The organism is Pseudomonas sp. BAY1663, assembly GCF_000582595.1.
Classification (GTDB): Bacteria; Pseudomonadota; Gammaproteobacteria; order Pseudomonadales; family Pseudomonadaceae; genus Stutzerimonas; species Stutzerimonas stutzeri_AF.
Genome location: NZ_AZSV01000107.1, coordinates 1 through 12840 on the forward strand (window position 1 = coordinate 1; position 12840 = coordinate 12840).

A 12840-nucleotide genomic window follows, 5' to 3' on the forward strand; every position below is an offset into this window, starting at 1 on the left:
CGCCGCCGGCCGGCGCCGTCGAGGTGGTGGCCTGCGACCTGGACCCGCTGGCGCTGGCGGCCTGCCGGGCGAACGCCGCGCTCAATGGCGTCGAGCTGCGTTATTCGGCGGACTTCTTCGGCGAAGAGGACCGCTACGACCTGATCATCGTCGCCGACGTGCTCTACGACCGCGCCAACCTGCCGCTGCTGGACCACTTCCTCGGCCGCGGGCGCGAGGCGCTGGTGGCCGACTCGCGGGTACGCGACTTCGCCCACCCGCGGTATCGTCGGCTGGATGTGCTGGACGCCTGCACCTGGCCGGACCTGGCCGAACCCGCGGAGTTCCGCCGGGTCAGCCTCTACCACGCCGCACGATAGGCAGTGGAGGATGCGATGAGCGAACCAACCCTGCGGCTGTTCTTCGCCCTGCCCTGCCCCGTCGAGCAGGCCGCGGCCATCTGCGCCTGGCGCGACGAACGCGAGCTGGAGGGCCGCCCGGTGCCCCGCGCCAACCTGCACCTGACCCTGGCCTTTCTCGGCGCGCAGCCCGTCGACCACCTGCAGGCGCTGCTCGAACTGGGCGCCACGGTGCAGGCGCCGGCATTCCAGCTGAACCTGGACCGGCTGGCCACCCTCGGCAAGGGCTTCGTCTGCCTGCAGCCGAGCGCAACGCCGCTGGCGCTGGAGTATCTCGTCGCGGCGCTGAACGAACGGCTCGCCGCCCTCGGCGTGGTACTCGACAGCCGGCCCTTCCTGCCGCACCTGACCCTGACCCGCCAGGCCCGCGGCCGACAGCACGGCCCGGCGCCCACCTTCGGCTGGCGGGCCGAGCATTTCGTGCTCTACCAGTCGCAGAACACCTCGGACGGTGTGCGCTACCTGGAACAGGGGCGCTGGCCGCTGCTGGCGGCCAGCTGAGGCCGTCAGGCCGGGACTTCGATCAGGAAGCGGAACAGCGAGCCGTGCTGCTCCACGGCCAGGCAGTTGTAGCCCTTGGCCCGGGCATCTTCCGGGATGCCGTGCACCGACTGCGAGCAGTCGGTCACCACCTCCAACAACTGGCCGGGCAGCATCGTCGCCAGGGTTTCCAGCGTGGCGATGGCATTGTACGGGCAGTGTTCGCCACGCAGATCAAGCGAGAGATTCGGTTTGGCCTGGCTCACGGTCAGGGCTCCTTTTCGGTTGGAAACGACGCGCATTGAGATGGACCAGCAGCATGGCCACGGCCAGGCCGGCGAAGGTCAGCAGCAGCCCGCTGGCCGGGCCGAAGCGTTCCAGCAGGTTGACCTTCGGATAGGGCAGCGCCAGCGACGTGCCCAGTGCATCCCAGTAGATCGCCACCAGCGTGCCGCCGATGACATTGCCGATGCCGACCACCCAGAAGTGCACCTGCCCCTCCATGGCGCGGTACATCCAGCCGGTCTCGCAGCCGCCAGCGACGACGATGCCGATGCCGAACAGCAGGCCACCGAGGATCGCGTTCGGCCCCATCCAGAAGATCTTCGGGCTGGCGCCCAGGGCGATCGCGCCGAAGGTGCCGACGCAGGCCACGGCCATGCCGAGCAGGATGCCGTAGGCCGCCCGGGTGCGGCCGGTGGTCCACAGGTCGCGCGCGGCGCTGGTGAAGCAGATCTGCGCGCGCTCGATCAACCCACCGAACAGCAGGCCGAACAGCACCGCCATGCCCAGCACCAGCGACGTGTCGAAACGCCAGGCGGCGAAGGCGATGGCGAGCACAGCGAGCGCCGTGCCAAGCCGTGCCTGGACGCTGGCGCGGCGGCGCGTGCCTTCGGCATCGGCGAACAGCGAGCTGGCCTGGTTGCCCACCTTCAGCGGCGTGCGCAGCCACGGCAGCAGGCAGATCTTCACGCCGATCCAGGCACCGCCCACGGTCGCCAGCATGAACGCCCAGGCATGCAGCGAGAACATCGGGATGCCGGTGAAGAACGCCGCCAGGTTGCAGCCCATCGCCAGGCGCGCGCCGAAGCCGGCGACGATCCCGCCGAGCAGGCCCTGCAGCAGGCGCCGCTTGCTGGTCGGCCAGCGCAGGCTGACGTTGTTGGCCCAGAGCGCCGTGCACAGCGCGCCGAGCAGCATGCCGATGATCATCACGCCATCGATGCGATCGAGCGGCGTGCCGGCCAGGCCGATCAGCTTGAAGTAGCTCCACTCCTCGGGACGATAACCGAACCAGGCGATGACATGGCCACCCCAGCGGGTGAACTCACCGGTGACGGCCCAGAAGGTTCCGGTGATGGCGAAGTAATACGCGGAGGCGACGCCCAAGGCGACGAGCGCCGGCAGGGGCGACCAGAAGCGCACGAGGTAGCGCTCCCGGAAAACGGAGAGAAGGGACATTGCGAAGCTCCTTATGACGCGCGACTGCAAACGCCGCACCGGTCTAGGAAAGAGGTTGCGCCTCGGCGCAGCGGCAAGAACGCCGCTACGCCGGGCGGGCGCAACGATAGACCAATAGCGAGCGTCGCGCGAGCCTTGCTTCCCGTCTCGACTGCCCCCACATACCATGCTCAGCTTTCAGTCATACGCGCCCACGAGAATCCCGATGAGCCAGACGCCCTATATCTTCGATGCCACCACCAGCAGCTTCGAGCAGTTGGTGCTCGAGAACTCCTTCCACAAGCCGGTACTGGTCGACTTCTGGGCCGAATGGTGCGCCCCGTGCAAGGCGCTGATGCCCCTGCTGGCGAAGATCGCCGAGGAGTACCAGGGCGAGCTGCTGCTGGCCAAGGTCAACTGCGACATCGAGCAGGACATCGTCGCCCGCTTCGGCATCCGCAGCCTGCCGACCGTGGTGCTGTTCAAGGATGGCCAGCCGGTGGACGGTTTCGCCGGCGCGCAGCCGGAGTCGGCCATCCGTGCCATGCTCGAACCCCACGTACAGGCGCCGGCCACGGTGGAAGGCGACCTGCTGGAAAACGCCCAGGCGCTGTTCGCCGAAGGCCGCTTCGCCGAGGCCGAAGCCCAGCTGCAGCAACTGCTGGCCGAGGACAACGAGAACGGCGCGGGGCTGATCCTCTATGCCCGCTGCCTGGCCGAACGTGGCGAGCTGGGCGAGGCCGAGGCCGTACTCGCTGCCGTGAAGGGCGACACGCACAAGCAGGCCCTGGCCGGCGCCCGGGCGCAACTGACCTTCCTGCGCCAGGCCAACGACCTGCCGGAGGTCGCTACGCTGAAAAGCCGCCTGGCACAGAATGCCGAAGACGACGAAGCCGCCTATCAGCTGGCGATCCAGCAACTGGCCCGGCAACAGTACGAAGCCGCACTGGACGGGCTGCTGAAGCTGTTCGTACGCAACCGCGGCTATGCCGAAGGGCTGCCGCACAAGACCTTGCTGCAGGTCTTCGATCTGCTGGGCAACGACCATCCACTGGTGACCGGCTATCGCCGCAAGCTGTACCAGGCGATCTACTAAAAAGACCGGCGGGTCGCTCGGCCAGGATCCGCCGCGGCCCCGTCAGTCGTCCCCGATCCAGTGGTAGCAGGCCATGTCCGGCCCACTCTCGACCCGCACCTGATCGCAATGACGCAGCCGCACCAGCAGACGCTTGGCCGTCTGCATGCTGCCGGTGAGCGCCTCGAGCTCGGCCAGCAGTTGCGGGCCATCCAGCTTGCCGGCGCGGCGCAGGCATTCGCGGGCACTGTGCCATAGCGCCTCGGCGGGCGGCGCGGCGCCCTCGCCGTTCCGTCCTCCCGCCTCGAGCACGAGACCGGGCACCTGTGCCAGGCGCTCCCAGTCCTGTTCATCCAGTTCGATAGTCAGATCGACCGGCCAGTCGCCAATGCGGCCATGGATGCGAATCATGCTGCTTCCTCCCGAATGTATGCGCTCATGCTCACATGGCAGCCGTGGGCTGGCCAGTCGCGCATGAAAGTTGTTATAACGTAACCACTTCTTCGAACCGGAGCCGACCATGCGCCATCTGCTGCTCGCCTTGCCCGTCATCCTGCTGCCGCTGAGCTACAGCCAAGCACACGAGGATCATCACCACCATGACCATGAACAGGCCTCGAGCCTGGGCGCCCACGAACACGGCGCGGCCCGCCTCAATGCCGCATTGGACGGCGACCGCCTGGAACTGGAGTTCGACAGCCCGGCGATCAACCTTCTCGGTTTCGAACATGCGCCCGCCAGCGACGCGGACGAGGCCCGGATCGCCCACGCCCGCGCACAGCTGGAGCGGCCACACGGGCTGTTCGGCCTGCCGCCCGCGGCAGATTGCACGGTGAGCGAACAGCGATTCGAGGGCGAGCTGCTCGGCGCTAGCCATGCCGGCTACCAGCGCCAGGACCGGCATGACCATGACCATGACCATGACGAGGCGGCCACACAGCAGCACACCGGGCACAGCGATATCGAGGCCTATTACCAATTCAGTTGCAGCAATCCCGAGGCGCTGCAGGCCCTGGAACTGCGCGGGCTGTTCGAAAGCTTCCCCGGAACCGAGAAGATTCAGGTACAACTGATCGGCCCGAACGGCCAGCAGGGCGCGGAACTCACGCCGGATCGCTCGCAGCTGCCGTTCTGATCCACCGACCTTCAAAGACTGGACCCGATGACGGCCCCTCTGCTCGCAATCGAAAACCTCGGCTTCGCCTGGCCCCGCCAGGCCGAGCTGCTGGACATCCCGGCGTTCCGCCTGGAGCGCGGCGAAAGCCTGTTCCTCAAGGGTCCCTCGGGCAGCGGCAAGACCACCCTGCTCGGCCTGATCGGCGGTGTGCAGAAGGCCGGCCGCGGCAGTGTCCGGCTGCTCGGCCAGGACCTGGGCAGTCTGTCGGCCGGTGCGCGCGACCGCTTCCGCGTCGACCATACCGGCTACATCTTCCAGCAGTTCAACCTGCTGCCGTTTCTCACGGTGCGCGAGAACGTCTGCCTGCCCTGCCACTTCTCGCGCCTGCGCGCCGAGCGGGCGCGCCAGCGTCACGGCAGCGTGGCCGGGGCGGCAGCCAGCCTGCTCGAACACCTCGGTCTGGCGAGCGAGTTGTTCGAACGCCGCGCCGAAGCGCTGTCCATCGGCCAGCAGCAGCGCGTCGCCGCCGCCCGCGCGCTGATCGGCCAGCCGGAACTGGTCATCGCCGACGAGCCGACCTCGGCGCTGGATGCCGACAGCCGCGAGGCCTTCCTGCAGTTGCTGTTCGCCGAATGCCGCGCGGCAGGGGCCAGCCTGCTGTTCGTCAGCCACGATCAGAGCCTGGCGCCGCTGTTCGACCGCAGCCTGGCCCTGGGCGAGCTCAACCGCGCCGCCCGCACACCGGAAATCTAGCCGATGTATCTCCTGCGCCTAGCCCTGGCGAGCCTGAACAACCGCCGTTTCACCGCGCTGCTGACGATCTTCGCCATCGCCCTGTCGGTGTGCCTGCTGCTCGCCGTCGAACGGGTGCGCAACGAAACCCGCGCCAGCTTCGCCAGCACCATCAGCGGCACCGACCTGGTGGTCGGCGCCCGCTCCGGCTCGGTGAACCTGCTGCTGTATTCGGTGTTCCGCATCGGCAACGCCACCAACAACATCCGCTGGGACAGCTACCGGTACTTCGCCGAGCACCCACGGGTCAGTTGGGCAATTCCGATCTCGCTGGGCGATTCGCACCGCGGCTACCGGGTGATGGGCACCAGCGGCGCCTATTTCGAACACTACCGCTACGGACGCAAACAGCCGCTGCAGCTGGCCGAGGGCCGCGCCTTCGCCAGCGATCCGTTCGAGGTGGTGCTGGGCGCGGAAGTGGCCCGGGCGCTGGCCTACCGGCTGGGCGACGAGATCGTGCTGGCCCACGGCGTCGCCCGGGTCAGCCTGGTCCAGCACGACGACAAGCCGTTCCGCGTGGTCGGCGTGCTGCACCCCACCGGCACGCCGGTCGACCGCACCCTGCACATCAGCCTCGCCGGCATGGAAGCGCTGCACGTCGACTGGCAGAACGGCATGCCGGCTCGCGGCGCGGCGCGCATCGATGCCGAGCAGGCGCGCCGGATGGATCTGCAGCCCGAGCAGATCACCGCCTTCCTGCTGGGACTCAACAGCAAGGTGGCCACCTTCGCCCTGCAGCGCGAGATCAACCAGTACCGCGGCGAACCGCTGCTGGCCATCCTGCCCGGCGTCGCCCTGCAGGAGCTCTGGAGCCTGATGGGCACAGCGGAGAAGGCGCTGTTCGTGGTCTCGCTGTTCGTCGTGCTGACCGGCCTGATCGGCATGCTGACGGCGATCCTGACCAGCCTCAACGAGCGCCGCCGGGAAATGGCCATCCTGCGCTCGGTGGGCGCCCGGCCCTGGCACATCGCCGGCTTGCTGGTGGCCGAGGCCTTCAGCCTGGCGCTGGCGGGCGTGCTGTGCGGGTTGCTGCTGCTCTATGCCGCCATCGCCGTCGCCCAGGCGCCGCTGCAGGCCCAGTACGGGCTCTATCTGCCGCTGGCCTGGCCGAGCCGCTACGAATGGTCGCTGCTCGCAGGCATACTGCTGGCCGGGCTGCTGATCGGCGGCGTGCCGGCCTGGCGCGCCTACCGGCAGTCCCTGGCCGATGGCCTGTCGATCAGATTGTGAGGAATTCCATGTCGCGCCTGCTGCTCGCCACGCTGTTCGCCCTTGCGGCGCCTTTCGCGATCGCCGAGGTCCGTGAGCTGCAGTGGTCGGACCTGATCCCCGCGGATGCTCCGCCGCCGCCACCGCCAGTGGCGATCCACGACCTGTCGCAGCTGGCGGACGTGCTGGCCGCCGAAAGCGGCCCAGCCGCCGCGCAGCAGTCCCCCGCCGCGCCGGTGGTCGAGGCCCTGGACGGCGCCCGGGTGAAGCTGCCGGGGTATATCGTGCCGCTGGACCTGAGCGAGGACGGGCGCGTCACCGAGTTCCTGCTGGTGCCCTACTTCGGCGCCTGCATCCACGTGCCACCGCCACCGTCGAACCAGATCGTGCATGCCACCAGCGAGCTGGGGGTCAAGGTCGATGCGCTCTACCAGCCGTTCTGGATCGAAGGGCCGCTGAAGGTCGAGCACGCCAGCAGCGAACTGGCCGAGGCCGGCTATCGCATGGAAGCGCAGAAGATCTACATCTACGAGCTATCCGATAACTGATGAGGCGCCGCTCCAGCGGAGGCCGTCATGCATCACAATTGTTATTGATAGTTAATCTCATTTATATTGGCGCCCCCTGCGTTCGTGCCGAATGGGCCTGCCGTGACCGAGAACTCGCCGCCGCGCCAGCTACTGGACAGCTTCCTGCACCACTACGATGCGCTGCTCGCACAGATCGCGCGGCGCTTCGGCGATCGCCACTTCGCCCAGGACGTGGTGCAGGATGTCGGCCTGCAGTTGGTGAAGCGGCCCGAACGCGACGGTATCCAGTCGCCGCTCGCCCTGCTGCGCCGTATCGCCCACGAGCATGCGATCAGTTGCTGGCGCCACGAGCGACGCCGCCAATCGCGCGTGCTGTCGCTGCCCGAACTGCCGGAGGTGGCTTGCCCGCTGTCCGAGCAGGAGCGCCTGGCACAGGCCAGACAGGCACTGGACAGGCTGACGCAGGCGATCGAGGCGCTGCCCGAGCGCTGCCGCGAGGTGTTCGTCATGCACAAGATCCACCTCGTCCCGCAGGCGCAGGTCGCGGCGCATCTGGGAATTTCCATCAAGACCGTGGAAAAGCATCTGCGCCTGGGCATGGCCAGGTGTCGCGCCGAGCTGGAAAAGCATCATGATCGATAAGCAGCAGTCACGAGGCCGGCAAGCCCCACGGTCCTCCCCCGAGCAGCTGTTACAGCAGCACCGCCAGGAACTGCAGCAGCGCTTTGCATTGCCCCCTGCGCGCGCGGCGCGACGTTCGCGCAAGGCGCTGCTGGGACCTCTGGTGCTTCTGTTGGCGAGCGCGGCCCTGCTCTGGCTGGACCCGGCCTATCGCCATGAGTCCCATGCCAGCGGCGAGCAGCGCCTGGCGGTGACGCTGGCCGACGGCAGTCAGGCCTTGCTCGACAGCCGTACCCGGCTACACGTCGCTTGGCATCTTCGTTCGCGGCAGCTGACCCTGGAGCAGGGACAAGCGCAACTGGCGGTGCGGCGCCAGCCTGGCGCCCGCTGCGGGTCGATGCCGGCGCGCTGCAGGTCGAAGTGCTGGGCACCACGTTCGGCGTACTGCGCGAGCATGAACGGGCCCAGGTCACGGTAATCGAGGGCCGGGTGGCGGCAACCGACGCCCGGGGCGCCGGGCGCACCGAACTGCGCGCCGGCGACCGGGTCACGGCGCACGCCGGAGGCCTGGAACAAGCGCAGCGGGTGGACCTCGAGACGGCCATGGCCTGGACCCGCGGCCGGTTGATCTTCCGGCGTACACCGCTCGCCGATGCGCTGGTGCAGATGCAGCGCTACCACCCGGCACCGATCCGGCTGAACGAGCCGACGCTGGCCGAGCTGCCGGTTTCCGGCGCGCTGTCCACCACGCGAGTCGCCGCGTTTCTCAAGGCACTGCCGGCACTGCTGCCCGTGGTCGTGACAGAAGCGGATGACGGCGGCTTCCTGATCAACCAACGATAATTATTTTCATCTGGAGGTAGGGTTTGCGGCATCGCGCGGCGGTAGACCTGGCAAACAACGACCAGAGAGATCCGCTACATGAAACACCGCCCTCCTTTCCGCCGGCGCCTGGCGCTGCCTGTTCTGATCGCCAGCGCGATCCTCTCGGCCGAGGTCTCGGCGCAGGATTTGCACCTGGACCTGCCGGCCGGTCCGCTCGAACGATCGCTGGATAATCTGGCACACCAAGCCGGCGTCGAAATTCTCTACAGCAGCGAACAGGCCGCCGGCCACCACGCTCCAGCCGTCAACGGCACCTTCAGCGCCAGCGAAGCGCTACGCCTGCTGCTGCAGGGCAGCGACCTGCAGGTGCAGGTGCGCGACGGCAACCTGATCGTGGTACCGCGGCGCAGCGGCGACGAGCAGGCCGGCCAGGCTGCGCCATTGGATCTGGGCAACGCGATAGTGGTCGCCGACCGCCGCAGCAGCGATCTGGTCAGCCCGGCGCGGCAGACCACGGTGATCGAACGCGGCGAGCTCGAACAGCTGCGCCAGGGCTCGACCAACCTGGCCGCCGCGCTGAGCAAGGCGGTGCCCGGCATGGCCGACTCGAGCCGCACCATCACCGATTACGGCCAGACCCTGCGCGGACGGAACATGCTGGTACTGGTGGATGGCATCCCACTCAACACCAATCGCAGCTCGTCGCGCGACCTGGCCAACCTGGAGCTGCTGGATATCGAGCAAATCGCCGTGGAGCGCGGCAGCAGCGCCATCTATGGCGGTGGCGCCAGCGGCGGCATCGTCTCGGTCAGCACCGTAGCGGCAGGAGGCGAGAACCGTGCGCGGACCAGCATCAGCGCCGAAACATCGCTGTCGCAGCTGGACAGCGACGGGCTGGGCGGCACCCTGCGCCACAGCTTCAGCGGCAGCCAGGGCACGGTCGACTACGGCCTCGCCCTGGCCACGCAATACAAAGGCGCGTCCTATGACGCCGACGGCCGACGCATCGCGCCGGAACCCAGCCAGGGCGACCTGTTCGACTCGGCCGCCTACAGCCTGGGCGGCAAGCTCGGCGTACACCTGGACGATCTGCAATACCTGCAACTGTCGGCCAGCCGCTACGACGTGCAGCAGGACACCGACTATGCGCCCGACCCGAGCGTAAAGGCCCAGCCGCTACGCAGCGTAGCGGCGCGTGCGCAAAGCGGGCTTGAGCTCGACGAGCAGACCCGCTTGACCAATGACCTGTTGTCCCTGGATTACCGCCACGCCGACCTGCTCGGCAGCGAACTGGCGGCGCAGCTCTACTACCGCGACTATTTCACCCGCTTCAGCCCCTTCGACGCACGCGCCGTCGTCACCCGCGGTGGGCAGGTCGACCAGATATCCCAGGAGTCCAAGGTCAAGGGTGCACGCCTGACCCTGACCACCCCGTTGCGGGAAAACCGTACCCAGTTGCTCTGGGGCATGGACTACAACCAGGAGCGCAGCAAGATGCCGCTGGACGTGTTCGACCCGGCCATCTACGACGCCAGCGGCGGACTGGTATTCGAGAAGATCGGCGAACTGACCTACATGCCCTGGGTGACAACCCGCAGCACGGGCACTTTCGCCCAGCTGCAGCACCGCTTCAATGCGCACTGGTCGGCCGAGGGCGGCATCCGCTACGAGCGTGCCAGCGCCGAATTCGACGACTTCCAGCCACTGTCCCAGCTGAACCTGGCCAACCCGGCGACGGTGCGCGGCGGCGAAGTGGATTACTCGGCAACCCTCTACAACATCGGCGTGGTCTACGCGCCCAACCTGCAGCACGAACTGTACGCCTCGTTCAGCCAGGGCTTCGAGCTGCCGGACATTGGCCTGCAGGTGCGCAACGCCCGCGCCAACTTCGATATCGGCTCGTCGGACCTGAAACCAGTCGAGGTGGACAACTACGAAATCGGTTGGCGCGGCCAGTTCGAGCAGACCCGTGCGTCGCTGGCGCTGTTCCAGTCGCGCTCACGCCTGGGCGGTGTGCAAAGTTTCAATAACGGGCTGATCCTCAGCCGCACCCGCGAGCGCATCGAAGGAATCGAAGCGCAACTGGACTTCAGCTCGCTGGACGAGCGCTGGGGCAGCGGCGCCAGCCTGACCTGGTTGCAGGGCCGCGAACGGCCGAAGGGTGGTGACGATCGGGACATGACCGGCTACCGCATTCCGCCGCTCAAGCTCACGGCCTACCTGGAATATGCGCCGCTGGATGACTGGCACAACCGCCTGCAGGCGACCTATTTCGGTCGGCGCGACTACCGCCTGGATGGCGTGGAAAGCTTCGGTCGTCGCGAAGTGGACAGTTATGTGCTGGTCGACCTGCTCAGCCGCTATCGCCTGGACGAGCACAACAGCATCACCCTGGGCGTGCAGAACCTGCTCAATCGCCACTACTACCCCACCTACAGCCAACTCTTGCGCAGCAGTGACAACACCAGCCACCTGCCGGCCGCCGGCACCGTGCTAGCGATGCGCTACGACCACCGCTGGTAGAACGCCAGCAGCGACCGGTTGCGCAAGGCAGCCGGTCGCCATCATCGCACACGCTTCGATTCTTGAAATCGACCCCGGCATGCTGGGACATCGTCGCCAAACGGCCGCCCAGCCCTGAGGCACGTTGGAAGCGCCGCCGGCGCCCCGCGTCATACAGGTTCGAAATCGTGCTGAAGAGACTCGAGCCGTTATGCCCACTCACTGGCGGGGCACAGGCTGTAGGCCGAATACGTTGATCGTGCTCAGCAGGCAGCCGACGCGACAGTGTCGCCGCGGGTTCGGCTGCCGAAATGGCTGTCCTGGCCCGGCGCAACGGCCAGCGGCAGCAGGCAGAAAGGCGCTGCTCATGAGGTCGCCTTCCGGCGGCGGCCTGGCGGTGAGCATCCACCGCCACGGAAGTACGATCAGTTCGCGCGGGCGATCTGCCGCTCGCGTTCGAAGCTGAGCTCGCCTTCGGCCCAGTCACGCCATTCACGCACCCGGCGGCGCTCCGCCCCGGCCCGCTCGGCCTGCTTCAGCGCCTCGAGCCCGGCCTGCCAGCGGGCCTGCTCCAGTTCCAGCTGGGCCACGTTCATCCAGAACTTGGCGCTGCCGGTCTGGGTCGCCAGCTGACGATAGACTTTCGACGCCGCCGTACGCTCACGGGCTTGCCACCAGAGCATGCCCAGGCGCTCCTGGCGCGTGGCGGTGCTCGCCAGCAGGCGCGACTCGAGCAGGCCTTCGAGCAGCTTGGCGCCCTGCCAGGGCTGGCCGGCGGCGCTGGCCAGCAAGACCAGGTTGTCCAGTTCGGCCTCGCTGAAGCGCAGCCCCTTGGCATGCGCCGCGCGCAGGGTGGCCAGCGCCTTGTCTTCCGCGCCGGCCAGTTGCTGCAGCCCGGCCAGTTGGCGCCAGGCCTTCACCTGCTCGGGATGGCGGGCCAGCAACTTGCGTTGCCAGCGCTCGGCCGCCTGATAGCGCTTGAGTTCGGCGTTGCCGCCGACCAGCAGCTGCAGCCAGGCATCGGCGGCCTGGGGGTTGGTCTGCACGTAGCGCTCGGCCAGTGGCAGTGCCTTGGCATGCTGGCCGAGCCCCTGGTAGGCCTGCACCAGCATCTGCAGCACGTCTTCATCGGCCTGGTTGGCCGTACCCAGCAGGCTGACGACCTTGGCGTAACGTCCTTCGACGAGATTCAGCCGTGCCAGGTTGAGCCGTTCGCCGTCCAGCAACGCCTCATCCAGCTTGCCGCTGGCGACGGCCTTGTCCAACCACTCCAGGGCCTGGCGGTTGTTGCCTTCGGCCCAGGCCAGATAGCCGCGACTACGCCAGAGCAATGCCTCCTCGCTGCTGCCCGCCTTGGCCTTGACGCTCTCCAGCGCCTTGCGTGCCCCGGCGTAGTCCTTCTTCGCCTGGGCGCTCTGCGCTCGCTCGAGCGCCATGAAGACAGCGGGATCGATCGCCTGGGCAGCCTGTACCGAAGCGGCGAGGAAAAGGGTCAGCACGAGTAGCAGGCGAGGCATCTCAGCGTTCTCCTTGCAGGCGGAAGTGCAGGGTTTTCACCGCTTCGCGGGATACCGCCACACCATTCTCGGTGCGCGGGGCGAAACGCCAGCGGGCGGCGGCGCGGCGAGCCTCGCGGTCGAACACGTTGCGCGGCGAGGCCTCCAGCACGCGGATGTTCTCCACCCGGCCCTGCGGGTTGATGGTGAAAGCGAGCTTGATATGCCCTTCGATGCCCTGCTGGCGGGCACGATAGGGGTACTCCGGGCGTACGTCATTGAGCGGCATCACTTCCTGTTCCGGACCGCCTGGCTGGCCGGCGGCCTCGACGGCGGCGCTGGCCGGTGCCGGGGG

16 protein-coding genes are annotated in these 12840 nt (G+C 67.8%); 11 read left to right on the forward strand and 5 right to left on the reverse strand.

Going from position 1 to position 12840, the window contains the following annotated elements:
- A partial coding sequence (locus tag BAY1663_RS20220) for a 50S ribosomal protein L11 methyltransferase (RefSeq protein ID WP_037044291.1) occupies positions 1-359 on the forward strand: 359 nt, incomplete at its 5' end.
- 15 nt (positions 360-374) lie between these two features.
- A complete protein-coding gene (gene thpR, locus BAY1663_RS20225; protein ID WP_037044294.1) occupies positions 375-899 on the forward strand; it encodes an RNA 2',3'-cyclic phosphodiesterase in 525 nt (174 codons plus the stop codon).
- A gap of 5 nt (positions 900-904) precedes the next feature.
- Here the strand turns inward: thpR and yedF are convergent, their stop codons facing one another.
- Both yedF and yedE read right to left on the reverse strand, forming a co-directional pair.
- Positions 905-1144, reverse strand: a complete 240-nt coding sequence (yedF, locus tag BAY1663_RS20230; protein WP_037044296.1) for a sulfurtransferase-like selenium metabolism protein YedF — start codon at positions 1142-1144, stop codon at positions 905-907.
- Entirely contained in the window at positions 1113-2339 is a 1227-nt protein-coding gene (yedE, locus tag BAY1663_RS20235) for a selenium metabolism membrane protein YedE/FdhT (protein ID WP_037044298.1), read from the reverse strand. The genes yedF and yedE overlap by 32 nt, the downstream gene beginning before the upstream one ends.
- Before the next feature lie 205 nt (positions 2340-2544).
- On the opposite strand from yedE, the gene trxA reads away from it, so the two are divergent.
- Positions 2545-3414: a thioredoxin gene (gene trxA, locus BAY1663_RS20240; protein ID WP_037044302.1), complete on the forward strand. Its 870-nt coding sequence runs from the start codon at positions 2545-2547 to the stop codon at positions 3412-3414.
- A 42-nt stretch (positions 3415-3456) separates the two neighbouring features.
- Here the strand turns inward: trxA and BAY1663_RS20245 are convergent, their stop codons facing one another.
- Entirely contained in the window at positions 3457-3804 is a 348-nt protein-coding gene (locus BAY1663_RS20245) for a hypothetical protein (RefSeq protein WP_037044305.1), read from the reverse strand.
- A 109-nt stretch (positions 3805-3913) separates the two neighbouring features.
- Here BAY1663_RS20245 and BAY1663_RS20250 point away from each other — a divergent pair, with 109 nt between their 5' ends.
- From BAY1663_RS20250 to BAY1663_RS20280, 8 genes are all read left to right on the forward strand, one after another.
- The gene (locus BAY1663_RS20250; protein ID WP_037044308.1) at positions 3914-4528 is read left to right on the forward strand and encodes a DUF2796 domain-containing protein; all 615 of its coding nucleotides are present in this window, start codon (positions 3914-3916) and stop codon (positions 4526-4528) included.
- Between the two features lie 27 nt (positions 4529-4555).
- On the forward strand, positions 4556-5263 hold the full coding sequence (locus tag BAY1663_RS20255) for an ABC transporter ATP-binding protein (protein ID WP_037044311.1): 708 nt from the start codon (positions 4556-4558) through the stop codon (positions 5261-5263).
- Positions 5264-5266: 3 nt separating this feature from the next.
- Positions 5267-6532: an ABC transporter permease gene (locus tag BAY1663_RS20260; protein WP_037044314.1), complete on the forward strand. Its 1266-nt coding sequence runs from the start codon at positions 5267-5269 to the stop codon at positions 6530-6532.
- A gap of 8 nt (positions 6533-6540) precedes the next feature.
- Positions 6541-7059: a DUF3299 domain-containing protein gene (locus BAY1663_RS20265; RefSeq protein WP_037044317.1), complete on the forward strand. Its 519-nt coding sequence runs from the start codon at positions 6541-6543 to the stop codon at positions 7057-7059.
- A gap of 102 nt (positions 7060-7161) precedes the next feature.
- Positions 7162-7683, forward strand: a complete 522-nt coding sequence (locus tag BAY1663_RS20270) for an RNA polymerase sigma factor (RefSeq protein WP_037044320.1) — start codon at positions 7162-7164, stop codon at positions 7681-7683.
- Positions 7673-8140 carry a FecR domain-containing protein gene (locus BAY1663_RS24185; RefSeq protein WP_128576411.1) on the forward strand — a complete coding sequence of 156 codons (468 nt, stop codon included), beginning with the start codon at positions 7673-7675 and terminating at the stop codon, positions 8138-8140. Before BAY1663_RS20270 ends, BAY1663_RS24185 begins: the two co-directional genes overlap by 11 nt.
- Positions 8083-8505 (forward strand): FecR family protein, encoded by a 423-nt coding sequence (locus tag BAY1663_RS23120; RefSeq protein WP_051497192.1) that lies wholly within the window; start codon positions 8083-8085, stop codon positions 8503-8505. The genes BAY1663_RS24185 and BAY1663_RS23120 overlap by 58 nt, the downstream gene beginning before the upstream one ends.
- 78 nt (positions 8506-8583) lie before the next feature.
- Positions 8584-11010: a TonB-dependent receptor gene (locus tag BAY1663_RS20280; protein WP_051497193.1), complete on the forward strand. Its 2427-nt coding sequence runs from the start codon at positions 8584-8586 to the stop codon at positions 11008-11010.
- Between the two features lie 404 nt (positions 11011-11414).
- Here BAY1663_RS20280 and BAY1663_RS20285 read toward each other — a convergent pair whose 3' ends face one another.
- Positions 11415-12506, reverse strand: a complete 1092-nt coding sequence (locus BAY1663_RS20285; RefSeq protein WP_037044323.1) for a lipopolysaccharide assembly protein LapB — start codon at positions 12504-12506, stop codon at positions 11415-11417.
- Between the two features lies 1 nt (position 12507).
- Positions 12508-12840, reverse strand: a 333-nt coding sequence (locus BAY1663_RS20290) for an energy transducer TonB (protein ID WP_037044325.1), incomplete at its 5' end; no start/stop codon positions are given.